18 protein-coding genes and 4 tRNA genes are annotated in these 22,764 nt (G+C 68.8%); 14 read left to right on the forward strand and 8 right to left on the reverse strand.

Going from position 1 to position 22,764, the window contains the following annotated elements:
* Positions 1-14 precede the first annotated feature (14 nt).
* Positions 15-758 (reverse strand): VIT1/CCC1 transporter family protein, encoded by a 744-nt coding sequence (locus tag CGZ91_RS13665; protein WP_094456031.1) that lies wholly within the window; start codon positions 756-758, stop codon positions 15-17.
* A 184-nt stretch (positions 759-942) separates the two neighbouring features.
* Between CGZ91_RS13665 and purF the strand changes: the two genes are divergently transcribed.
* From purF to CGZ91_RS13690, 5 genes are all read left to right on the forward strand, one after another.
* Positions 943-2,421 (forward strand): amidophosphoribosyltransferase, encoded by a 1,479-nt coding sequence (gene purF / locus CGZ91_RS13670; RefSeq protein ID WP_179229385.1) that lies wholly within the window; start codon positions 943-945, stop codon positions 2,419-2,421.
* The gene (gene purM / locus CGZ91_RS13675) at positions 2,418-3,458 is read left to right on the forward strand and encodes a phosphoribosylformylglycinamidine cyclo-ligase (protein WP_094456033.1); all 1,041 of its coding nucleotides are present in this window, start codon (positions 2,418-2,420) and stop codon (positions 3,456-3,458) included. The genes purF and purM overlap by 4 nt, the downstream gene beginning before the upstream one ends.
* 182 nt (positions 3,459-3,640) lie before the next feature.
* The gene (locus tag CGZ91_RS13680; RefSeq protein ID WP_094456035.1) at positions 3,641-3,862 is read left to right on the forward strand and encodes a DUF3073 domain-containing protein; all 222 of its coding nucleotides are present in this window, start codon (positions 3,641-3,643) and stop codon (positions 3,860-3,862) included.
* Between the two features lie 61 nt (positions 3,863-3,923).
* Positions 3,924-4,934: an alpha/beta hydrolase gene (locus CGZ91_RS13685; RefSeq protein WP_229116641.1), complete on the forward strand. Its 1,011-nt coding sequence runs from the start codon at positions 3,924-3,926 to the stop codon at positions 4,932-4,934.
* Positions 4,931-6,277: an NAD(P)/FAD-dependent oxidoreductase gene (locus CGZ91_RS13690; protein ID WP_094456039.1), complete on the forward strand. Its 1,347-nt coding sequence runs from the start codon at positions 4,931-4,933 to the stop codon at positions 6,275-6,277. Before CGZ91_RS13685 ends, CGZ91_RS13690 begins: the two co-directional genes overlap by 4 nt.
* A gap of 95 nt (positions 6,278-6,372) precedes the next feature.
* On the opposite strand, the gene CGZ91_RS13695 is transcribed toward CGZ91_RS13690, so the two are convergent.
* The gene (locus CGZ91_RS13695) at positions 6,373-7,134 is read right to left on the reverse strand and encodes a fructosamine kinase family protein (RefSeq protein ID WP_094456041.1); all 762 of its coding nucleotides are present in this window, start codon (positions 7,132-7,134) and stop codon (positions 6,373-6,375) included.
* Between the two features lie 101 nt (positions 7,135-7,235).
* Here CGZ91_RS13695 and CGZ91_RS13700 point away from each other — a divergent pair, with 101 nt between their 5' ends.
* From CGZ91_RS13700 to CGZ91_RS13710, 3 genes are all read left to right on the forward strand, one after another.
* Positions 7,236-9,923: a glycosyltransferase family 87 protein gene (locus tag CGZ91_RS13700; protein WP_094456043.1), complete on the forward strand. Its 2,688-nt coding sequence runs from the start codon at positions 7,236-7,238 to the stop codon at positions 9,921-9,923.
* Between the two features lie 135 nt (positions 9,924-10,058).
* Positions 10,059-10,135, forward strand: a tRNA-Asp gene (locus tag CGZ91_RS13705).
* A gap of 24 nt (positions 10,136-10,159) precedes the next feature.
* Positions 10,160-10,236 (forward strand) — tRNA-Phe (locus CGZ91_RS13710).
* A 394-nt stretch (positions 10,237-10,630) separates the two neighbouring features.
* Here the strand turns inward: CGZ91_RS13710 and CGZ91_RS13715 are convergent.
* Together CGZ91_RS13715 and CGZ91_RS13720 are read right to left on the reverse strand one after the other, a co-directional pair.
* Positions 10,631-10,706: transfer RNA gene (locus tag CGZ91_RS13715), tRNA-Glu, on the reverse strand.
* 97 nt (positions 10,707-10,803) lie between these two features.
* Positions 10,804-11,985, reverse strand: a complete 1,182-nt coding sequence (locus CGZ91_RS13720) for an SH3 domain-containing protein (RefSeq protein WP_094456045.1) — start codon at positions 11,983-11,985, stop codon at positions 10,804-10,806.
* 250 nt (positions 11,986-12,235) lie between these two features.
* On the opposite strand from CGZ91_RS13720, the gene CGZ91_RS13725 reads away from it, so the two are divergent.
* Entirely contained in the window at positions 12,236-12,580 is a 345-nt protein-coding gene (locus CGZ91_RS13725) for a metallopeptidase family protein (RefSeq protein ID WP_094456104.1), read from the forward strand.
* Between the two features lie 10 nt (positions 12,581-12,590).
* Here CGZ91_RS13725 and CGZ91_RS13730 read toward each other — a convergent pair whose 3' ends face one another.
* The gene (locus CGZ91_RS13730; protein ID WP_094456047.1) at positions 12,591-13,271 is read right to left on the reverse strand and encodes a hypothetical protein; all 681 of its coding nucleotides are present in this window, start codon (positions 13,269-13,271) and stop codon (positions 12,591-12,593) included.
* A gap of 64 nt (positions 13,272-13,335) precedes the next feature.
* Here CGZ91_RS13730 and CGZ91_RS13735 point away from each other — a divergent pair.
* The 3 genes from CGZ91_RS13735 to CGZ91_RS13745 all read left to right on the forward strand — a co-directional run bounded on the left by CGZ91_RS13735 (position 13,336) and on the right by CGZ91_RS13745 (position 17,869).
* A tRNA-Lys gene (locus CGZ91_RS13735) sits at positions 13,336-13,408 on the forward strand.
* Between the two features lie 28 nt (positions 13,409-13,436).
* Positions 13,437-14,669: a glycosyltransferase gene (locus CGZ91_RS13740; protein WP_229116642.1), complete on the forward strand. Its 1,233-nt coding sequence runs from the start codon at positions 13,437-13,439 to the stop codon at positions 14,667-14,669.
* Between the two features lie 101 nt (positions 14,670-14,770).
* A complete protein-coding gene (locus CGZ91_RS13745) occupies positions 14,771-17,869 on the forward strand; it encodes a DEAD/DEAH box helicase (RefSeq protein WP_144276923.1) in 3,099 nt (1,032 codons plus the stop codon).
* A 7-nt stretch (positions 17,870-17,876) separates the two neighbouring features.
* Here the strand turns inward: CGZ91_RS13745 and CGZ91_RS13750 are convergent, their stop codons facing one another.
* Positions 17,877-19,058, reverse strand: a complete 1,182-nt coding sequence (locus CGZ91_RS13750; RefSeq protein ID WP_094456053.1) for an NAD(P)-binding domain-containing protein — start codon at positions 19,056-19,058, stop codon at positions 17,877-17,879.
* Positions 19,059-19,198: 140 nt separating this feature from the next.
* Here CGZ91_RS13750 and CGZ91_RS14800 point away from each other — a divergent pair, with 140 nt between their 5' ends.
* Both CGZ91_RS14800 and CGZ91_RS13760 read left to right on the forward strand, forming a co-directional pair.
* Positions 19,199-20,143 (forward strand): phage tail tip lysozyme, encoded by a 945-nt coding sequence (locus CGZ91_RS14800; protein ID WP_179229386.1) that lies wholly within the window; start codon positions 19,199-19,201, stop codon positions 20,141-20,143.
* Positions 20,144-20,398: 255 nt separating this feature from the next.
* Positions 20,399-20,878 carry a nucleoside/nucleotide kinase family protein gene (locus tag CGZ91_RS13760; RefSeq protein ID WP_094450677.1) on the forward strand — a complete coding sequence of 160 codons (480 nt, stop codon included), beginning with the start codon at positions 20,399-20,401 and terminating at the stop codon, positions 20,876-20,878.
* 10 nt (positions 20,879-20,888) lie between these two features.
* Here CGZ91_RS13760 and CGZ91_RS13765 read toward each other — a convergent pair whose 3' ends face one another.
* Positions 20,889-22,061 (reverse strand): neutral/alkaline non-lysosomal ceramidase N-terminal domain-containing protein, encoded by a 1,173-nt coding sequence (locus CGZ91_RS13765; protein WP_094456055.1) that lies wholly within the window; start codon positions 22,059-22,061, stop codon positions 20,889-20,891.
* Position 22,062: 1 nt separating this feature from the next.
* Positions 22,063-22,737 carry a sugar isomerase domain-containing protein gene (locus CGZ91_RS13770; RefSeq protein WP_094456057.1) on the reverse strand — a complete coding sequence of 225 codons (675 nt, stop codon included), beginning with the start codon at positions 22,735-22,737 and terminating at the stop codon, positions 22,063-22,065.
* Positions 22,738-22,764 lie beyond the last annotated feature (27 nt).

Consider the following 22,764-nt stretch of genomic DNA (forward strand, 5'->3'; position numbering starts at 1 on the left):
CCCCGGCAGCCCACTCAGCCGAGCAGGCTGCCGACCGCTCCGGTCAGCAGCAGCGCGGCCATACCGCCGAGCACGATCCGCAGGATCGATCGCGGCACCGAGGACTCGCCCAGCTTGGCGCTGACGTAGCCGGTGATGGTGAGCGCGATCAGCACGGCCACCCCGGTGACCGGGATCCGGATGTCGACCGGCGTCAGCAGGATCGTCAGCAACGGCAGCAGCGCGCCGGCCAAGAAGGCGAGTGCGGAGGCGTACGCCGCGTGCCACGGGTTGAGCACCTCGTCGACGTCGAGGTGCCACCGGGTGCGCAGGTGTGCGCTCAGTCCGCTGCGCTGCCCCAGTTCGGTGGCGACGGCCTCGGCGGTCGCGGCACTCAGTCCCTGCTGTTGCAGGGCGGTTCGCAGCGCGGCATGCTCGCGAGCCGGGTCCTGGCGCAGTGATCCACGCAACCGGTCGATGATGCTGCGTTGGGAGTCCGACGCGCTGGAGACCGAGACGTATTCACCGACGGCCATCGACAGGGCGCCGGCAATCACGGCGGCGACGCCGGCGATGAGCACCGGGCGTACGTCGGTGGTGGCGGCGGCGACACCGACGACGGTGGCCGCCACGGAGACGATGCCGTCGTTGGCGCCGAGCACGGCAGCTCGCAGCCAGTTGAGGCGTGCGGCCAGTTGGCTGCTCTGGCTGCGGGCATCGTCGACGGCGGTGGACGTGACGGACTCGGGGCCGGGACCGGTACGGGCAGCGCTACTCATGGCTTCATTCTTGCCCCTGCGTCGGGGCATTTCCAGCAAGGCAAGGCGGTGCTCAGCAAGGGTAGGTATGCCTTGCTGGAAGGGGCAATGCGAGGATTCTGGGTCGAATTACGCAACACGATCCTAGCGCTATCGTCGGTGACGGATTTCGGCTGTCGACGACTTCACCCACTAGGCTGTCGGTGTGTTGCCCCCCGACGGTCTCTTGACCCACGAGTTGGACCCGCAGGACCACGGCCCGCAGGATGCGTGCGGAGTGTTCGGCGTCTACGCCCCGGGCGAGGAAGTCGCCAAGCTCACCTACTTCGGCATGTACGCCATCCAGCACCGCGGCCAGGAGTCCGCCGGCATGGCGGTCAGCGATCACCGCCGGATCATGGTGCTCAAGGACATGGGTCTGGTGTCGCAGGTCTTCAACGAGACCGCGTTGAACTCGCTGCCGGGCGACATCGCCATCGGCCACACCCGGTATTCGACCACCGGCGGCAGCGTCTGGAACAATGCCCAGCCGACCTTCCGATCCACCGGCCACGGCGGCCTTGCGCTGGCCCACAACGGCAACCTCACCAACACCGACGAGCTCGAGGAGTGGCTGGCCTCCATCAGCACCGGCCCGGTGCCCCACAAGGAGCGGATGGACTCCAGCAGCGACACCGCGCTGATCACCGCGCTGATGTGCGCCCTGGGCCGCACCGTCGCCGAGGCCGCCATGGAAGTGCTGCCGCGACTCAAGGGCGCCTTCTGCCTGACCTTCATGGAGGAGAACGCCCTGTACGCCGCGCGCGACCCCCAAGGCATCCGACCGTTGGTGCTGGGTCGGCTCGCCAACGGCTGGGTGGTCGCCTCCGAGACCGCGGCCTTGGACATCGTCGGGGCCTCCTTCGTCCGGGAGGTCGAGCCCGGCGAGATGATCACGATCGACGCCGACGGGCTGCGCACCACCCGATTTGCCGAGGCCCAGCCCAAGGGCTGTCTGTTCGAGTACGTCTATCTGGCGCGCCCTGACACCACCATCCGCGAGCGGCCGGTGCACTCGGTCCGGGTCCGGATCGGCGAGATCCTGGCCGAGGAGCATCCAGCCGATGCCGACCTGGTGATCCCGGTGCCGGAGTCCGGCATCCCCGGTGCCATTGGGTATGCCGGCGCTTCCGGCATCCCCTACGGCGTCGGCCTGGTCAAGAACGCCTACGTCGGGCGTACCTTCATCCAGCCCAGCCAGACCATCCGTCAGCTCGGCATCCGCCTCAAGCTGAATCCGCTGCGCGACGTCATCGCGGGCAAGCGGTTGGTGGTGGTCGATGACTCGATCGTGCGCGGCAACACCCAGCGGGCACTGGTGCGGATGCTGCGGGAGGCGGGCGCTGCCGAGGTGCACGTACGCATCTCCTCCCCGCCGGTTCAGTGGCCCTGCTACTACGGCATCGACTTCGCCACCCGCGCCGAACTGATCGCCCCGGGTCTCAGCGTCGATGAGATCGCCACCTCGATCGGCGCGGACTCGCTGGGTTACGTCAGCCTTGAGGGCCTCACGTCCGCCACCGAACTGCCCGGCAGCGACCTGTGCCGGGCCTGTTTCGACGGTGTTTATCCGGTGTCCATCCCGACCCGCGCCGAAGCTCCGGGCATCCCGGTCGAGCGCGAGAATCAGGAGCGGCTCGTATGAGCGAGTCCCAGCCCTCTGCGTACGCCCGCGCCGGCGTCGACATCGAAGCCGGCGACCGCGCCGTGGAGTTGATGAAGGAGCACGTACGCCGGACCCGGCGCCCCGAGGTGCTGGGCGGGCTGGGTGGTTTTGCCGGTTTCTTCGACGCGTCGGCGCTGCAGCGCTACCAGCAGCCGGTGTTGGCGACCTCCACTGACGGGATCGGGACCAAGGTCGCCGTGGCACAGGCGATGGACAAGCATGACACCATCGGGCAGGACCTGATCGGTATGCTCGTCGACGACCTGGTGGTCGTCGGCGCCGAACCGCTGTTCGTCACCGACTACATCGCCTGTGGCTCGGTGCAGCCTGAACGGATCGCTGACATCGTCGCCGGCATTGCGCAGGGTTGCGTGCTGGCCGGTTGTGCGCTGCTCGGTGGCGAAACCGCCGAACATCCCGGGCTGCTGGAGCCCACCGAGTATGACATTGCCGGCGCCACCACCGGGGTGGTGGAACGGGACAAGATCCTGGGCCCCGACCGGGTCCGCGACGGTGACCAGCTGATTGCGCTGCCCTCCTCGGGCCTGCACTCCAACGGTTACTCGCTGGTGCGGCAGGTGCTGCTGACCGATGCCGGAATGAGCCTGACCGGACACGTCGACGAGCTGGGCCGCAGCCTGGGGGAGGAGTTGCTGGAACCGACCCGGATCTACGCCAAGGAACTGCTGGCGCTGATCGCCGAGGTCGAGGTCCACGCGATGAGCCACATCACTGGCGGCGGGCTGGCCAACAACCTGGCCCGGGTGCTGCCCGAAGGACTGGGCGGCGTGGTGGACCGGGCCAGCTGGCAGCCCGGCGCGATCTTCGATCTGGTGCAGCGGGTCGGCAACGTCAGCCAGGCTGACATCGAGGCCACCCTGAACATGGGGGTGGGGATGGTGTTGATCGTCCCGCAGGCGTCGGTCGAGCCGATCCTGACCCGATTCCCGCAGGCGTGGCGCTGCGGCGAGATTGGCGCTGGGGCAGGGGTACAGCTGGAGGGGGCGCACGTCTGAGGCGCTGCTGCTGAGCGTCGGGAGCGGTCCCGACGACCGACGGAATGGTCGCCCAGGGCGCACCACGCCGGCGAGAACGTGTGACCTTTGGTCCCCGGCGGTTTATTCGCTAATCTGTGTGGCACGACATTGACCAGTTGAAGCCCCGGATACGTCCGGCAAAGTGCGAGGGGGTCGACCCGATGGGGCGCGGCCGTGCTAAAGCGAAGCAGACCAAGGTTGCTCGCGAGTTGAAGTATCGCTCGGTGAACACCGACCTGCAGTCTCTGGAACGAGAATTGAGGGGTGAGCAGCCGGACGTCCCTGATCCGGACGACATCCCCGAGGCGTACGCCGATCTCGCGGAGGCCTACGGTGCCACCGATGACGACGGGGACGGCTACGGCCGATACTCCGCCAGCTGAGTCCGACTGGCATCCTGACTTCCTCGGCGGGTTTTCCGCGAGGCGTCTCCCTCTCCATGACGTGCCTGAGGTCGTCGGCGAATCTGTCGATGACCCGTACGCGACGGTGGTCCGACTGGACCGTGACGCGCCGTCGCAGGAGCGGGCCGAGATGTCTGGTGACCAGGCTGACCGCCACCCCCGCGAGGCGGTCCTCTATCTCCACGGCTGGAACGACTACTTCTTCCAGGCACACGTGGCGCAGTGGTGGGCCGACCGCGAGGTGGACTTCTACGCCCTCGACCTGCGGCGCTGTGGCAGAAGCCTGATCGACGGGCAGCTGCCCGGCTATGTCAACGACCTCACCGAGTACTACGAGGAAGTTGACCGTGCCTACGAGTTGGTGGCGCAGCACCATGACCGGGTCTGGCTGATGGGTCACTCGACCGGCGGGCTGGTGGCGTCCTTGTGGGCGCATGACCGGCCCGGTCGGGCGGCCGCGTTGGTGCTGAACTCACCGTGGTTGGAATTTCAGGGGTCGGCGGCTGGGCGTGCGTTGGGCGCCACGTTGCTGTCCGGGATCGGTCGGCGGCGGCCGACGACGGTGCTGCCGATGCATGACACGGGCTTCTATGCCCGCACCATCCACAGCCGCTACGACGGCCCGTGGGACTACGACCTGACCCTCAAGCCGAACCCCTCCCAGCCGATCCGGGTGGGCTGGCTGCGGGCGGCGTTGCGGGGCCACCAACGAGTCGCCCAGGGGCTCGACATCCAGGCTCCGGTGCTGGTGATGTGCTCGACCCGATCCGACCTGCGGCTGCGGTGGTCGCCACAGATGGCGTACGCCGACATCGTCCTGGACGTCGAACAGATCGCGATGCGGGCCCATCACCTGGGGCGCCGCGTGCTGATCAGCCGGATCGAGGGCGGCATGCACGACCTGACCCTTTCCAAGGAACCCGCGCGGAGCGAGACCTTTGCGACGATGGCGGCCTTCGTCGCCGGCGTGCGTGAGCGGCTCAACCATGACGATCAGCTGGCAACGGCCGGGGTGGCGCCGGTTGCGGGCAGTGAGACAATGGCTCAGTGAACAAACCAAGTCGTAGGCCCAAGGTCGTCATCGTGGGGGCTGGCTTCGCTGGAATCGCCGCCACCCGCGAACTCAAGCGCAAGAACGTCGACGTCACCCTGATTGACGCCAACGCCTTCACCACGTTCCAGCCGCTGCTCTATCAGGTCGCCACCGGTGGCCTGAACCCGGGCGACGTCACCTATTCGCTGCGGGCGCTCGCCGCCGGCGCGGGGGCCCGTTTCCGCCTCGGCAAGATGGTCGGGCTGGACCGCGTCAACAAGCAGGTGGTCCTCGACGACGGGACCCGCGTCGACTACGACTTCCTGATGCTCAGCCAAGGTCTGGGTGCCAACTTCTTCGGCATTCCCGGCGCACAAGAATACGCGATGGCGCTCTACACCCGCTCCGAGGCGATCAGCTTGCGTGACGTGATCCTGCATGGCCTGGAGCGCAAGGCCGCCGGCAAGGTGCCGCGCAACAAGCAGCTGTCGATGGTGGTCGTCGGCGGCGGCCCCACCGGTGTCGAGATGGCCGGCACCTTGGCCGAACTGCGCAACTCCGGCATCCCCGAGATGTATCCGGAGCTGACCATCTCCGACGTCCAAGTGGCGCTGGTCGAGATGACCGACCACCTGCTCGGCCCCTTCGACGACTCGCTGCGTCGCTACACCCGTCGCCAGCTGGAGCTGCGCGGCGTACGCGTACTGACCAACACGGCCATCGCTGAGGTCTTCGCGGACCACGTCGTCTTCAAGAACGGCGAGACCGAGCCGGCCGACCTGGTGGTCTGGGCCGGTGGCGTGGCCGGGCACCAAGAAGTGGGCGACTGGGGTCTGCCCCAGGGCGCCGGCGGCCGCATCAAGGTCACCCGAGACCTGCGGGTGGAAGGGGAGGACTCGATCTTCGCCGCCGGCGATGCCGCGACCATCTCCGAGAAGCCGGTGCCGGGTCTGGCCCAGCCGGCACTTCAGATGGGCGCCCACGTCGCCAACGAGATCGTGCGCGCCCTCAAGGGCGAACCGGCCGAGGACTTCGAATACAACGACCTCGGCACCATGGCCACGATCGGCCGCAGCTCGGCGGTCGCCGAACTGCCCAACAAGATCAAGCTGACCGGTCTGCCGGCTTGGATGATGTGGGTGCTGGTGCACCTCTACCAGCTGCTCGGTGGCCGCAACCGGATCCAGGCGATGATCAACCTCGGTGTGCGCTACCTGGCGTGGCCGCGGCATGCGATCACGATTGTCGGTGACCAAGCGGTGCCGCCCGCCGTCCAGTTCCGGCGCGACAAGGAAGCCCTCGAGGAGAAGCTGGCTCAGGCCGAACGCGAAGCCGAAGAGGCCGAACGAGCCCAAGGCTGATCCCCGTCAGGGTGTATTGAGCAAAGCGCTGCGCGAGTCCTCGCGTGGCGCTTGGCGTGTCCCTGGGGCAGCGGGGTGCGAAAAACTGGTGGGGGTCAGGCGTAGCGCTGGGCGATGCGGCTGGCCTCGGCGCCGTAGCTGGCATCGTGGGTGACGGCGTGGACGCACAGCGGATGGAGCTGGTGCAGGTCCAACAGCTCGGTCCATTGGTCGGGCAGGTGGTCGTTGGCCTCGTCGTACGCCGCGAACACGCGTTCCAGGTGGGGCGCCCCGAAGAGTCCCAGCATCGCGAGGTCCGTGAGCCGGTGGCCGCCGTGCGCGGCCGGGTCGATCAGGACCGGGTCTGGGGTCCAGACCACATTGCCGGCCCACAGGTCCCCGTGGATCCGGGCCGGTGGCGCGTCGTCGTCGAACTCGCCGGCCGCGATCCGCTCGCAGAGCGCTTCAATCGCGCGCAGCCCGTCGGCGTCGAGGTTGCTGACCTCAGCGGCTTTGCGGGCGTACGGCAACACCCGGTCCTCGGCATACATGGCGCCCCAGGTGAGGGTGGGGCGCAGGTTCATCGGCTGGCTGCCGATCCAGCCGTCCCCCTCCCAGCCGGCCGGCGGGGCTCCGAAGAGTGGGGCGCCGGCGTCGTGCAGCCGCGCCAGGCCGTGACCGAGGGCCTCGGCCTCGCTGGGACTGGGCGCGTCATGACGGAGTCGCTCCAATTCGAGCTGATCGTCAGAGACCTGCGCCACCCGCACCACCCGGAGCTGGGTGTCGTCGGGCAGTCCGTCGGTGAGCCAGCGCAGCCCGGCTGCCTCGTAGGCGAAGGCGGTGTCGCCCGGCGGCTGGTCCTTGACGAAGGTCTCCATGTCGTCAGCCTAGGGGAGCGGCGGCGCGGGAGGGAGCCCGATGTCGGGCCATCTGTAAGACTGGCCGGGTGCATGCGTTGGCCCGAGGATGGCAATGGTTGATGGGCATTGACCCACGGGACCGTCGCCGTACCCCGAGGTGGCTGGGTATCGCACTCACCGTCGCGATCGTGGTGCCGGTCGCCGCCGCCGCGGTCACCGGCAGTCAACGCTGGTGGCCCTGGCAGCCCTATCTGCCGCGAATGAGCGATGTCTCCGATGCCACCCAGGGTTTCCTGTTGGGGCTGCCGATCTATGAGGCGGACTTCTGGTACGCCCCGTTCGGCGCGCTGCTCGGCCTGCCGCTGACCAGCGCCGGCCCCTTCGTCGCAGCGCTGATCCTGACCGCCGGCACTGCTGCGACGTACGCCCGGCTGGCCCGCTATGCCGGGGTCCGCGGCTGGCTGATCGGACTGGCGGCAGCGCTGGCGATCGGCGCGACCGGCATCGTGCACGCGCTCTCGCAAGGCAGTCTGGTGCCGTTGCTGGTGGGGCTGCTCGCCCTCGAACTCGTGGCCTTGCTGGTGGGGCCGCCGGGCCGGGACACCGGCTTCTTCACCGGCCTGGTGACGGCGCTGTTCCCGCCTGCCGTGCTGGTGATCGTGGCGCTGGCGCTGCTGCGACGGGTCAAGCCGGCGCTGTTGGCAGCTGGGGTTGCGGTGGTCGGGCATGGCGCGGCCGCGGTCCTGCTGCCCGGCGCCACCGTCGACTACTGGACTCGGGTGCTGCCCGGGATGGTCGTCTTCAACACCGACAATCCGACCACGCCGCAGTCGGCGATCGCGATCTTCGCCGACGCGGCTCACCAGACCAGCCCGATGATGGTGTGGCTGACGGTGCTGGCGATGGCCGCGGTGGCGCTGGTGTTGGCCCTGCTGTTCGCGTCGAGCGCGCCGTGGCTGGCGGCGGGCTTGCTGGTGCTGCCGCTGGTGTTGCTGCTGCCGTGGCCCTTCGGCGGCGCGGCCGGGCTGCCCCTGCTGGTCGGCGCGGTGGTCACGCGGCAGCGCACGGCGACTGTCGCCGGTCTGTCCCCGGTCGGCCGGTTGGCTGCCCTGGTGGTCGGCGGTGCCGCGGTGTTGCAGCCCTGGCAAGCACTGATCGACCCGTTCGCGGCGACGCCGCGCTGGCTGGCCCGCCACGAACTGTGGGGCACTGCGGTCGTGGTGGTGGGCATCGTGGTCCTGTTCGTGGTGCTCGGTGTCGAGTTGCTGATCGGTGCCGGGACGCCGGCGTACCGGCGCTCCATCGGGACGCCGTACCGGCGCTCCATCGGGACGCCGTACCGGCGATGGGTCGGTCGAATCGGCTTTGCGTTGCTGCCGGTCGGGGTGCTGGTGTGGTGTGCCTGGATCGCTCACGAGCACGGCTTCTCGGGCGTGACCGACCCCTACGTCGAACAGCTTCGGTTGGCGTGGAGCGGTGGCGATGTGTACGCCGAGCCGACCGTCCCGGTGCTGATGCCCTTCGGAGTGCTGGTCGCTGGAGTGGCGGCGCGGATCGGCGGGCTGGTGGCGCTGCTGGTGCTGACCGGGCTGGCGCTGGCGCACCTGGCTCATCGGGCCGGGCTGCGCGGCTGGCGCGCCGGCGTGGCGGCCAGCGGCGTGGTGGTGCTGATCAGTTCGTTGTGGCCGGGCCTGGTCGGACTGAACGAGCCGCCGGCGCTGGGGCCGCTGCTGGTGCTGGTGGTGCTGCTCGATCTCGCCCCGGGCGATGGGCTGTGGCGGCGTTGGCTGCCGCTGTCGAAGCTCGGCGGGCGATGGGACCGGGAACGGGTGGTTCCCGAAGGCATCGGCACCGGGCTGGTCGCGGCGATGTCGCCGCTGACCCTGGTGGTGGTTGCCCTGTTGTTGCTGACCGGGCGGCATCGCGCCGGCTGGACGGCGCTCATCACCTTCGGGGGCGCGACGCTGCTGGGGCTGGTCGCCGCCCCGGGCGCGACGGCTTCGCTGTGGTCAGGCCTGATGGCTGGCACGTTGCCGATGGCGCCGGATTCGCTGGCGGGCTGGTTGGCGCAGATGACGGGGCATCCTGGCCATCCGCTGGTCGTGGTGGGCCCGGTGCTGGCGGTCGCGTTGGCGTTCCTGGCCGCGCTGCGATGGCATCGCGGTGGCGCGCGTGGCGCCCAGCAACAGTGGGTGGCGTTGGGCCTGGTCGGCCTGGGGGTGGTGCTGGCTGAACCCGCGCCGGGCACCGGCGGTCATCTGTGGTTGCTGCCGATCCTGGCGGCTGCGGGTGGCGCCGGCGTACGGATGGCTCCCCGGACGGCGGCGCGGGTGCCGACCGCGATCGTGCTGCCCGCGGGCCTGGCGCTGCTGTGGCTGGCGCTGCCCGCGACGCGGATCGTACGCCCCGAGGGCTGGGACGCCTGGCCGACGCTGGCGTCTGCGCTGGTGGTGGTCGCGGCCCTGGTCTTCGGTTCCCGAGGGCACACGCCGCCGAGGCTGGGGGAGGAGTCCCAGGACACGACGGCGGCACGCGAGCCGGCGGTGGCCAAGCCCGACCGAGCTGAGCCCGCTCCTGGACGGACGTTTGAGCCGGAGCCGACGCAGGATCCCGAGTCCACGGTGGTGCCGCAGCGGGCGCTCGGAACGGTGCCGGAGTCCGAGGGCGTCGCGACTGGTGGCGACCCCGAGGCGACTGGTGGCAGCGCTGAGACCAGCGAACCGAAGCCGCGCCGGCAGCGGTCCCCGTGGGCCCAGCCCGAGCATCAGGACAAGCACCGTCCGAGGCGCGCGCTGCCGCCGGAGTGAGGCCGGGGCAGCGGCGTGGAGCTGGTTCGAAAACTCGCCCCGAATCCGATTCGCGTCGCGCCGATCCGTACGCTATATTTTCTCTTCGGCAGGCTTCGGTCTGCAGGCTGAATCATCCGGTCACCGGATTGTTGAGGCCCCGTGGCGCAGTTGGTTAGCGCGCCGCCCTGTCACGGCGGAGGTCGCGGGTTCGAGTCCCGTCGGGGTCGCCAGCGCGAAGGTTTTCGCGCCGGCCTGGCCAGGTAGCTCAGTTGGTAGCAGCGTTCGCCTGAAAAGTGAAAGGTCGCCGGTTCGAGCCCGGCCCTGGCCACCACCCCACTCCCGTTCGGTTGAGTGCACATCCCCCTTTTTTTGCTTGCGCCACTGGCGTACGCCACCACACCAGTACGCCACCCCCGCCGCGCCGCACGCGCGGTGTACACCGCCCCGGGTCCGTGCATTGTCGTCAACTCGATCACGATTTCGTGCCCCCACGCCCCGACCCGGGCATCGAGTCGACGGATCTGCACGGCGTACGACGCCGAGCGTGCAAAAATCGACGGCGATTCGCCCCGATCTGCTCCTGAGGCGCGCATCGGGCGAAGTTACCGTCGTTATCGCACGGCCCAGGGCGGACTGGCTCGCCCAAACCGCTGCCGATCGGCCCAGATGGCCGATCGCGTACGCCCCCGGACAGCAGAAAACCCCCGCGCACGGGGGTTTCTGGGTGGCATCCCCAACGGGATTCGAACCCGCGCTGCCGCCTTGAAAGGGCGGTGTCCTAGGCCGCTAGACGATGGGGACCTGTGGCAAGCCACTCGTGCACTTTACAGGTCGGCGCGCCTGGGTGGAAACTGCGCCGCCCCGGCCACCGGGGCCGGGGCGTCGCAGACCAGCGTGGTCAGGGGCGTACGGAGATGTGCACGTGGTTGTAGTGGTTGGCGTTGTCGCTGCCGCGATCGGCCATGGCACGCCAGCCTTCACGGGAGCGCTGCTGGCTCCAGATCTTCTGGGCAAAGATCACGTAGTCGATGCCGAGCCGGGAGGCGTTGTCGCGGGCGTAGTTCGCCACCGCCCAGCCGAGCTGCTGGTTGCCCATGTAGGGCGCGGGGAGCATGAAGTCGATCGCGCGGCCACTGCCGTGGTCCGAACCGGAGCCATTGCGGTAGCCGTAGATCGTGGTGAACTGCTGGAAGTGGCTGTACACATCCGCCATCACGCCCTTGGACTTGGCCGTCAGCCCGTTGTGGCTGCTGTGATAGGGCACCTTCGCGCCGGGGTTGAAGTTGTCACCGCCGCCGCCACCGCCGGCGGAGGGCTCGTTCTCCGACAGGTACTTGGCGGTGACCCAGCGGGGCGCACCCTTGTAGATGATCTGCATCCGGCCGTTCTCGACCCGACCGGTGATCTCCAGCTTGGTGCCGGTGGGCACCTCGGCGATCCGTCGGTAGTTGTTGGCCGAGGTGGAGCGGATGTCGAGGGCGACGGTGGCGTACCGAACGCCGGTCACCGCCGGGTTCTCTCCGGGGTTCGGGTCGCTGGGCGGGGTCGAGGGGCCGCTGGCCCCACTGAGGTAGCGGGTGGCTGCCCAGCGCTTCTGGCCCTGGTACTCGACCTCGGAGTAGTCGTTGGTGACCTTGCCGGTCAGGCGCAGCTCGGTGCCCTTGCGGACCACGGTCACGGAGCGGTCGCGAATGCTGGGGCCGGTGCGGATGTGGAGGTTGGCGGTGGTGCGACGTACGCCCTCAGCGCCATCGTTGCTGGGCCGGTCATTGCTGCCGCCGCCACTGCCGCCGTTGGACAGGTACTCGCTGGAGATCCAGGCTTCCTGGCCGCGGTAGCTCACCGGCGTCCAGCCGTTCTGGGAGTCGCCGCGAGCATCAACCTGAGTGCCGCGCGGCAGCGCGCCCAACACCCGATGCTGGATGCCGGGGCCGCTGCGGACATTCACGCCGATAGCGGGGGTGACCACCAAGGTCGAGGCCGAGGCAACGGGGCCCATGACGGCACCGGTTGCGGTGAGGGCCACCAGGACTGCTCCTGTGGCCAAGGCCATGCGGGCCTTGCGCAGCACACTCTTCACGTCGTTCCTCCCACGGCCTTCCCATAGCCGTTGTTGGGTTTCGCCGATGGGTGAGTTGCCGGTTTCCCCGGGTGCCGATAGCACCCCCGTCCGTCACTTTTCGACGCCTGACTGGCAGTGAACTTAACTGCGTCACAGCTTTCACATCAACACCACGAACCTCAGTTGACTCTTCGTGCAACAGGACACGCCGAGTCGCTTCCTAAAATGACACCAATGTCATTCGGCTGGCTGGCTAGAGTCGGTGGCGATGGAGATCAGCAAGGAAGACTTCGAGGCGCTCGTCGACGACGCCATCGATCAGGTGCCCGATGACCTGATCGCCCAGGTCGACAACCTGGTGATCCTGGTCGAGGACAGAAATCCCGCCCGGGCGGACCTTCTGGGGCTTTACGAGGGGGTGCCGCTGACCTCTCGCGACAGCCACTACGCCGGCGTGCTGCCCGACCGGATCTTCATCTATCGACTGCCGATCGCAGCGATCTGTCGCACCCGAGCCGAGATCGTGGAGCAGGTCCGCATCACGGTCATCCACGAGGTTGGCCATTACTTCGGCATCAGCGACGAGCGGCTGCACGAGCTTGGATGGGGCTGAGAACTATCCCTCAAGTCTCACTTGAGACCGAAGGCTGAGAGTTCCCGGAGAAGTCCCACAGCAGGAGCGTGTCCCCGGTGAGCGCAACCCGGTCGGCGTGGCCAAGCCGTGTCGAGGGCAGGTAGTCCGCTTGCAGTTGGGCGCGGGTCACCGCAGTGGCGCCGGTCAGGTCGGCCAATCGGGTGAGCGGCTCCTCGTCCAGTGCCGCTGCGGCCACGGGCAGGCCCGAGTGTCGGGTGTTCACCTCAAGCAGTTCAATCAGCTCGTCGGGCAAGCCAGGAGAGGCGACCAGCAGCGCGCGGTGTCGAAACCGGCTCAGCGTCGGGACCAATTCCCGTGGCAACGTCGGGGCATCGGTCAACACCAGGACCGTGGGGGCCTCGAGCACCGCCCAGGGATGCTGCGGGTCACCGCCGGTGATCGCCGCCGTGGTTTCCAGACGCCCCCGCAGTTCAGTGGCCTGAGGTTGCTGGCGTACGGCCTCGGCCAGAGCGGCCTGCGCGGTGGCATCAGGGGGTGCAGGCGTCGAAACTTCGTCGGCAGTGAGGTAGCTCGGGCGGGGTTGGTCAGCCACTCCGGGGATCGGCGGGGGCTCGTGCAGCTGGCGGCGGCGCCGGCCGTCGGACCAGGAGCCGTACGCGATGACGGCGACGCCCAGCACGAAGACCACCGCCAACCCGATCCAGAACATGCGCCCAGCCTGCCATGACCGCGCGCGAGATCCGGCCGCTGGCGGTAGGCTGAGGCACCGCACCGGGCCTCTAGCTCAATCGGCAGAGCAGCGGACTTTTAATCCGCGGGTTGTGGGTTCGATTCCCACGGGGCCCACATGGCGTACGGGGGCACACCACTGAGGGTGCTGTTCGCGCCCGAGACCTTCAATCTGGGCGAGACCAGCCGAGGGATCGAGGTGGCACGACAGCTGCGGCGCTGGGGCCACGAGGTCCGGTTCATGGGGTATTCTCGCCGGTTCGTTGACCACGTACGCGAGGCCGGATTTCCGATCGACCTGCTGGCTCCCGAGCTGACCGAGGAGCAGGCCGATCAGTTGATCGCTGCCGATCAGGGGCGGAGCCTGCGGCACCCCTTCACCACCAAGATGATGCGGGAGCGGGTCGCGAGCGAACTCGATCTCTATCGGAGTTGGGATCCCGACTGCGTGGTCATCGGCACGACGCTGTCGACCTTCATCTCCACCCGGGCGGCCGGCGTCCCGCTGATCTACGTGCGTCCATACGCCATGAGCCGCAGCCACCTGGCCGTCATGGATTCCTTCCCCGTCAGCCAGGGCGAGACCTGGCTGGGCGGCCAGGTCAACAAACTGGCCGGTCGGTTGGTGCGAGCCGTGCTTCCGACGATCAGGTGGAAGCCGGCGTCGATCGTGCGGGCGGCGGCCGAGCACCGGGTGCGACTGCCATCGAGCACGCTCGAGGCGCTCGATGGCGACCTCAACCTGATCGCATCACTGTTCGCCCATCTCAACCAGCAAGAGACCAGCGCCAGTGAGATCGCCGTCGGGCCGATCTATGCGCAGGTGGGCGACGACCTGCCCGATGAAGTCGCGGCGCTGGCCGCGACCGGACGGCCGCTCGTGTACGTCGGTCTGGGGTCCTCGGGCAACCGCCGGCTCGGGCTGGAGATCCTGCACCAGGTTGCCGAGCTCGACGTCGAGATCGTGTCCACCTTGGGCCGCTTCCTCCGTGCGGGCGACCGGGAGCAGCTGCCCACGAATGTGCACGTCCATGACTTCCTGCCCGCCCACAAACTCGCCGGGTTGATCGCTGCGTCGGTGATCCACGGCGGCGAGGGCACCGTACAGACGGCTTGTGCCTCCGGGGCGCCCTTCGCCGGCATCGGTTTGCAGGCGGAGCAACGATTCAACATTGACGAGTGTGTACGCCACGGCAACGCAGCACGTTTCACCCCGGGCGACATCAGGCGGCGCCGGCTACCGGGGATCGTCACCAGGTTGTTGGCGGATCCGAGCATGCGTCGCAGTGCGGTGGCCCTGCAGGAACGAGCGCGGCCGGTCGGAGCCGAGAACGCGGCGCGGGAGATGGTTCGGTATGCGGTGAGCCGGCGGTCCTGAGCGTCCGGGCGTTCCTTGGACCAAGCGCACATGCGGGGATGCTGTGCCCGGGCGTCGGACCGGCAGTGAATTGTGTCGGACCCAGCACGCATACTCTTTCCATGGCCCCGCACCGCCCCCAGCCTTACGACCCCGACCCATACGGCCGCAGCTACGACCCGCAGGCAGCGCTGCGCCGCATGTACGCCGAGACAGGCGAGCGTACGTTCGAGAAGTGGCCGCAGGCAGCGGAGATTGCCGCCACCATGTCCGAGCCGGTGGTCAGTGGTGACCCATGGTCCGGGGTGTTGCGATTCCCCCGCGAGGGCGTCGAGCTCGACGTGCCGGCGCTCTACGGGAGGGCACCGACGCGCTGCAGCTGCGGCGTCAAGGGTTGCGACCACCGACTGGTGGCCCAGTGGTGGCTGGCCCAGGGGCCACTCAGCAAGGACTGGATGCCGACGGCCCGGCAGATTCTGGAGTCGCGGCGGGCGACGCCGACGACCGTGCCGCTGGCATTGGTGCTGCAGATCGAGCCGCGCACCGGGTTCGTCGCGCTACGACCCGGATTGCGGACCCAGAAGGGCACCTGGAACAAGCAGCTCGGCTGGCACCACGTCGCCGAGGGCTATCGGAACAAGCAGTTCGAGCCCGAGCAGGTGTCGGCGGTCGGAGCGCTGCTCGGACGCTGGATGAATGCTACCGAGGTGCCACTGGAGGTGGTCGGGCAACGCTGGTGGGAGTCGCTGCCGCGGATCCGGGAGGCCGGCGTCGTCATCGCGGCCGAGGACGTGTGGGGTGACCACGTCGACCTCGACATCCGCGCGGAGGCGCCCGTGGAGATCCATGCCCGGCTGCGGCGGGAGGAGAAACTGCTGCTCGACACCGCCACCACGGTCCCGTGGTCCGCGGATCGGCTGATGTTGGTGGGGACCCCGCCCACGTCCTGTGTGGCGTACGAGGGAGAGCTGCTCATCGTCGCGCCTGTGGTCGGTGACGACCTCGCCCTCCAACTGGTCGATGAGCCGCTCGAGATTCCCGCCGACGATGAGGCCGTCTTCAGCGAGCAGTGGATTCCGAGCCTGCGCACGCTTGGATCACTCCTGGTCGAGGCCGACCCGACTGACGAACCGCTCCGGCTCGGCGCCATCCTGACCGGCCGGGGCGCCGACGGGGCCGTTCTCGCCTGGCAGTGGGCGCAGGGGGAAAGCCGTCGACCCTTGCACGGCCCCATCCGCAACGGCCGCGATGTGATGGTCGAGCATGCCTTCCTCGAGCGGATCCAGGCCGAACATCCCGACCTGGCCGGATGGCTCAAGCCCGGCGAGCACGACCTCGACCCGGTCGAGGCCTGCCGTTTCGGGTTGGACATCGAACCGATCCTGAACGCCCACCCCGATCTCTTCCTCGACAGCCGCGGCGACGTGCTCGACTATCAGCCTGCCGAGCCGGAGATCGTCTGGGAGGCGAACGATCGCAAGGATCGCGACTGGTTCGACCTGGCCCTGGAGGTCGAGGTCGACGGGGTCCCCGTCGAGATGGGGCTGCTGATTGCAGCCCTGGCGACCGGTGAGGAACTGCTGGTGCTCGACGACGGGCAATACATCGACCTGCAGACCGCGACGATGCAACGACTGCGGGACCTGCTGGGTGAGGCCGCAAGTCTCGAGGGCAGCGGAGAAGCGCGGGTCAGCCGCTATCGGATCGACTGGTGGGAGCGACTGCAGGAGTTGGCCGAGCCGCGGCGTACCGGGGACCAATGGCGACAACAGGTCGGCTCGCTGGTGGTGCCCGACCACCGCGAGCTCGCCCTGCCCGACGGGGTGAAGGCTGACCTGCGACCGTACCAGCTGGACGGCTTCCGCTGGCTGTCGCAGCGTTGGGACGCGGCGATGGGCGGGATCCTGGCCGATGACATGGGTCTGGGCAAGACCCTGCAGGTGCTCGCGGCGATCCAACGCCAGCGCGACCGCGCCGAGGCAGCCGGTGGTGGCGCTCATGGCGGTGGCCCGACCCTGATCCTGGCGCCGGCCTCGGTGCTGCAGAACTGGCGCGACCAGGCCGCCCAGTGGACCCCGCAACTGCGGGTGCGGATCATCGACAGTCGGCTGCGCGACCCCCTCCAGGTCGATGACGTCGACGTCGTCGTGACCTCCCACACCCTCGCTCGGCTCGATGAGGAGCGCTATGCCGCGATTCATTGGCACGGCGTGGTCATCGACGAGGCGCAGGCCGCGCGCAACCCGAGGACCCGGCTGCACCGGGCGCTGCGTGGGTTGGATCGTGACTTCACCTTGGCCGTCACCGGTACGCCGGTGGAGAACGGCGTCGGGGATGTCTGGGCACTGATGGAACTGGTCGCCCCGGGCGCCCTCCCGCCGTCGAAGGAGTTCGGTGAAGAGTTCCGCAGCCCGATCGAGAAGCAGGGCCCGCAGGCCACCGAAGCGATGACCCGGCTGCGCCGCCGGTTGCGGCCCTTTCTGCTGCGTCGCACCAAGGAGGAGGTCGCAACCGACCTGCCCGAGCGCACCGAACAGGTCGTGACGATCGAGTTGCCGCCAGCGGAGGCGCAGGCGTACCGCAAGCGCCTCGACCACGAACGCCAGGTCGTCATGGGGCTCATCGGTGAGGAAGGGCAGCACCAGATCGAGATCCTCGCCAGCCTGTCGCGGCTCCGCAAGGAGGCCGCCTCGATGGGCGAGCCGGAGCGGCCGAGCGAGAAGAGCACGTTCGTGCAGGAACGCGTGGCTGAGCTGCGCGCCGAAGGTCATCGGGTGCTGATTTTCAGCCAGTACACCTCCCACCTGCGCATCCTGCAGGCCCAGCTCGAGGCCGTCGGGATCAGCAGCGAGTATCTCGACGGCGGCACCCGCAAGCGCGGCGCCGTCATCGAACGTTTTCGTAGTGGCACCGCCGACGTCTTCCTCATCAGCCTCAAGGCCGGCGGCGTCGGCATCACCTTGACCGAGGCGGACTACGTCTTCCTGCTCGACCCCTGGTGGAATCCGGCCGCCGAGAGCCAAGCGATCGACCGGTCCCACCGGATCGGCCAGACCCGGCCGGTGCACGTCTATCGGCTGGTCGCCGCGCAGACCGTGGAGGAGAAGGTCGTCGCCCTCCAGGAGCAGAAGCGTGGCGTCGCCAGCGGGGTGCTGACCGACGACGGCACCGCTGACCTGCTTGACCCGGACGTGGTACGCCAGCTGTTGCTGGAGGACTGAGGTGGCCTCAGGCAGCCGATCTCAGCATCCGCAGCGCGGCGCTGGCAGCCTTGCGGCCGGCCCGGGTGGCGCCGATGGTCGATGCCGAGGCGCCGTAGCCGACCAGGAACAGACCCGGCTGATCGACTGCGGTGACGCCGTCCTGGCCGACGGTGATGCCGCCGGCGCGAGTGCGGATGCCGAGCGGAGAGAGGTGATTGAGGACCGGCCGAAAGCCCGTCGCCCACAGCACCGCGTCGATCTCCACCTGCCAGCCGTCCTCGACGGCAATGCCGGGCAGTTGGCGTACGGACTTCACCCACTCGGCGCGCTGCTCCTCGACCGGGTCGCCCTGGGCCGGCAACGCGTCGGCGCCCGGGCCGGACACCGCGAGCACCGCGCCGGTCTCGGTCAGGCGTACCAGCGGGCCGCGCGACACCAGTACCCCGGACCGGATGCTGGCGATGTACTGGTCGGTCAGTGGCAGACCGGTGTTGGCGACGACGCTGCGGGTCGGCAGCCCCTGCGTCGTGTACGCCTGCACCCGCCGTTCCACGTCGATGCCCCACTCCTGGTCGAAGCGCTGCGCGGTCCAGTCCGGCGGCCGCCGGGTCGACCACACCGTGGTGACGCCGGCGTCAGCGAGCTGCAACAGAAACTGCGCGGCCGAGGTGCCGCCACCAACGACCAGCACACGCTGGCCGGTGAATTCCTCGGCGGCGACGTAGTCACGGGTGTGCAACTGGCGGCCGGCGAAGCTGCGCTGGCCGGCCACCGTCGGCCAGAACGGCCGGTCCCAGGTGCCGGTGGCATTGATGACCGCATCGCTGCGCCAACGCCGGCCGTCGCGGGTGACAATCTCAAAACCGGGGTCGGTCTCGACCACCGAGGCCACCGGCGCCGGCCGGACCACCGGCAGTCCGAAGTGCTCCTCGTACGCCCCGTAGTAGCGCTTGACGATCTCGCGGGCCGGTTCCCTCGAGTCAGGGCGATCCAGCGGATAGCCGGGCAGGTTGTGGATGCCGTGGGCGACGCCGAAGGTCAGCGAATCCCACCGGTGCCGCCACGCGCCACCGGGCCCGTCGTTGGCATCCAACACCACGAAGTCGACGCCGGGCGCCAGGCCGCGGGCGCCCAGGAAGTACGCCGCGCTCAGGCCGGCCTGCCCGGCGCCAATCACCACAACCTTGACCCGGTCCCGCTCAGTCATGACTCCTCCTTCGCTCATTGATCGCGGCGTTGCGCCGAAGCCTTCAATTCCCTGGAGAGTTCGCTGACACCGACGTGATCTAGGTTGGGCACCAGCACCAGCCAACCTGCACTCACCCCCAAGAGCAAGGAACCTGGACCATGAGCACCACTGTTGCTCGTCGCGTCGTCGCGACGATTCTGTCCGCATTCGTCCTGATCGGATCTTTCACGATGGCTGCCCGCCCCGCCGCGGCTGCCAACAACACCGAGGTCGCATTCGACTTCTTCGTCAAGAAGGGCCTGTCCGAGGCCCAGTCTGCTGGCCTGGTCGGCAACTTCATCCACGAGTCGGGCGCTGACCCGATCAACCCTGCTGCCAAGCAGCACGGCGGCGGCCCCGGCCGCGGCATCGCGCAGTGGGAGGGCAGCCGGCGTACCGACCTGGAGAACTACGCCGCCTCCCGCGGAATTGCCTGGAGCAATCTCCAGCTGCAGCTGGACTTCGTGTGGAAGGAACTGACCTCGACCGAAGGCCGGGCGCTCAGCAAGATCAAGGCCACCTCCACCGCTCGTGATGCCGCCGTGGCCGTGCGTGTCTACTACGAGCGTCCCTCGGTCCACGCCGACGCACAGCGGATCGCCGCTGCCCAGTCGGTGCTGAGCCGCTTCGGTGGTGGCGGTGGCGGGGAGAACCCGCCCGCCGAGACCTCCTTCCCGACCCTCAAGGAAGGCGCCAAGTCCAATGCGGTCCGCACCCTGCAGTGGACGCTGCGCGCCAATGGCCACAGCGTCACCGTTGATGGTTCCTTCGGCCCCAAGACCACCGCTGCTGTGAAGGCCTTCCAGAAGAAGAAGGGCCTGGTCGCTGACGGCGTCGTGGGCCCGAAGACCTGGGATGCCCTGTTGCCCAACCTCAAGGACGGCTCCAAGAGCGATGCGGTCCGTGGTTTGCAGGAGGAGCTCGGTCAGCACGGCCACAAGGTCGAGGTTGACGGCTCCTACGGCCCCAAGACCATCGCCGCTGTCAAGGCCTTCCAGAAGGCCAGCGGCCTGACCGTTGACGGCAAGGTCGGCCCCCAGACCTGGGGCGCCCTGATCGACTGAGGCGCCTGCCTCACCATCCCGTTTTCATCTGGTGCTTCGCGACGGGCCGGTCCTCGTGACCGGTCCGTCGCACTTGTGTTGCCGATGTGCGCCCTCGTGCTTCCAATGTGCGCCCTCGTGCTTCCAATGTGCGCCCTCGTGCTTCCGAACTGATGGCGCCGCTGCAGCTCATCGGCCCGGGCGCGGCACCTGCACAACTACAGCATCACGTGGTTGTACGCCTGGGCCCGACCCGGTGTGGAATAGTCGGCTTCCATGACCGGCTTCCTCACCCTCATCGACGGCCGATCGGGTGCCGGCAAGACCGTGTATGCCCAACGCATCGCCGAGGCCTTCGACACCCGAGTGATCCACATGGACGACCTCTATCCGGGCTGGCAGGGACTGGCGTACGCCACCGACACCCTGACCCGGATTCTCGCCGAACGCGCCGCGGGCCAGACACCGACCTGGCAGCGCTGGGACTGGTACGCCGAGAATTGGGGTGAGGTCGACACCCTGGATCCTGAGCGGCCGCTGTTGGTGGAGGGCTGCGGTTCGATCACCCCGACCACGGCTGCGCTGGCCGACCGGGTGATCTGGTTGGAAGCGCCCGAGCAGGTACGCCGGGCGCGCGCCCTGGAACGTGACAGCACCGACTGGTGGTGGCAGCGCTGGGCCGAACAGGAGGAGATCCACATCGCCCAGCACCGCCCCCACGAGCTGGCCACCGAGGTCATCCACACCTTCGACTGAGGGCGAGCAGTCACCTCGGCTGAGCCACCCAGTCCGCCAGGGCCGCGACCAACGCGTCCGAATCGGCAAGTCCCGCCAATGACACCCGGGCCTCGTACCAGCCGTGTTCGAAGCAGCTGGCATCGACCAGATAGCTCAGGTATCCGTCGCTGTAACCGACCACCCGCAGGTCCGGGTGCACCTCGCGGATCCGAGCGCCGACCGAACGCACCGGCTCAAACGGCAGGTGCAGCCAGCGCTGCTGGCCCACCTCGACCAGGCTGACCGGCACTCGCATCTGACCCGCGTCATTCAGGCGTACGCCGTCCTGGGCCACGACCTCAGCCGCCGGCAATCGCGGGGGCAGGGCCAGTTCGGTACGCCGGACCCGGACCGCCCCGATGACGGGCTGCCCGGCCAACGCTGCCAGCAGCGGCGGCCCGGCGAGTCGACCCAGCCGCTGGATCTCGGCGTACGTCTGCTCCTGCATCGTGAACTGCGGCCCGGCGTCGCCGGTGCAGCCCTGCAGGAACATCACCGGCAGTCCGGGGTACGCCTCCCGCAGCGCGAGCCGGGCGCCGTACACCCAGTCGGCGCTCCACTCGAGCGCGGTGTGGTCCAGCACAGTCGGATGACAGGCGAAGTCGAACAGCAGCCCGATCAGCTGGTCTGCCACCCGGACCGCGAGGACGCCCGAGCTCAGCTCGGCGGGCAGTTCGGGATCGTGCCGCTCCAGGCCGACCCCCTCGATCCGGGTCGTCTCGAAGCTGAGGTCGGCAGCTGTCAACTGCAGCCCGGCAGCGGCCTGCGCGATGCGGTCGGCCAGGTCAGCGAGCAGGTCCGGCTCCACGCCATAGGGCAACAGCGGCATGATCTGCCCGACCCAGCCGGCCGGGGCGCTGTGCGAATGTGACGCCGCCACCACCACCTGCTCCGTCGGTACGCCCGTGGCCTCCGCCACCGCGGCGGCCACGGCTTCCCGGGTCGGCCAGGTGATGCCGACCGCGTCCAGGCTGACCCAGACCAGATCACCGGCTGCCTCCTTGCTGTCGGCTGCGGGCTGCGACCGCAGCCACAACAGGTTGGCTTCCAGCGGGTCGTGGGTGCCGGTGGCCACCCCGGTGCGGGAGGCGTACCCGGTCATCGCGTGGCCGGGCCCGGGGGTGACGTCGACGGTGACGGCGGCGGCGTACAGCTGGCTCATGTCAGGCATTCAGGCTCAGCAGGACGGGGGCGGGAGTGCCGCGGCGGTGCATCTCGGCGACCACCTCGACCACCAGTGCCTGGACCAGCATGCAGCCCACCATCGAGGAGGTGGCGCCGACCGGATGCGGGTCGTTGGCCATGATCGCATCACCCGGTTCGCCGCAGTTGTCGATGACGATGTCGGCGATGTCGAGCAGCTTCTCGCCGCTGGGGACACGGGAGGTGGTCTGGCGAGAATGCTGCACTGAGGTGAGCGCCACCACGGTCGCTCCGCGCTCCTTGCAGCCGCGGGCAAACTCCACTGGCACGGCATTGCGACCGGAGTTGGAGGCGATCAGGACTACGTCGTCGGCGCCGATGTCGCGGCAGGCCAGCAGCACCTCGGCCATGCCGGGCAGCCGTTCGGTCAGCGAACTCTTCTGCAGGCCCTCGTGCAGCATCAGGGCTGGCTCCAGGATCGCCTTCACCTCGGTCAAACCGCCGGCCCGCCCCCAGATCTCCTCGGCAATCATGTGGGAGTGGCCGGTGCCGAACGCCCACAGTGTGCCGCCCGCGCCGTAGCTGTCGGCAATCGCGGCAGCGGTGGTGCGGATGACGTCGAGTTGGCTGGTGGCGGCGGTGGTTGCGATCTCGAGTGCCCTGGTGAGGAACTGCTCGGCGCTGAGGTTGGTCATGGAACAACCGTAAAGCAATCGTGTTCT

The sequence above is a fragment of the Parenemella sanctibonifatiensis genome, assembly GCF_002250565.1.
In the GTDB taxonomy this organism is placed as follows: domain Bacteria; phylum Actinomycetota; class Actinomycetes; order Propionibacteriales; family Propionibacteriaceae; genus Parenemella; species Parenemella sanctibonifatiensis.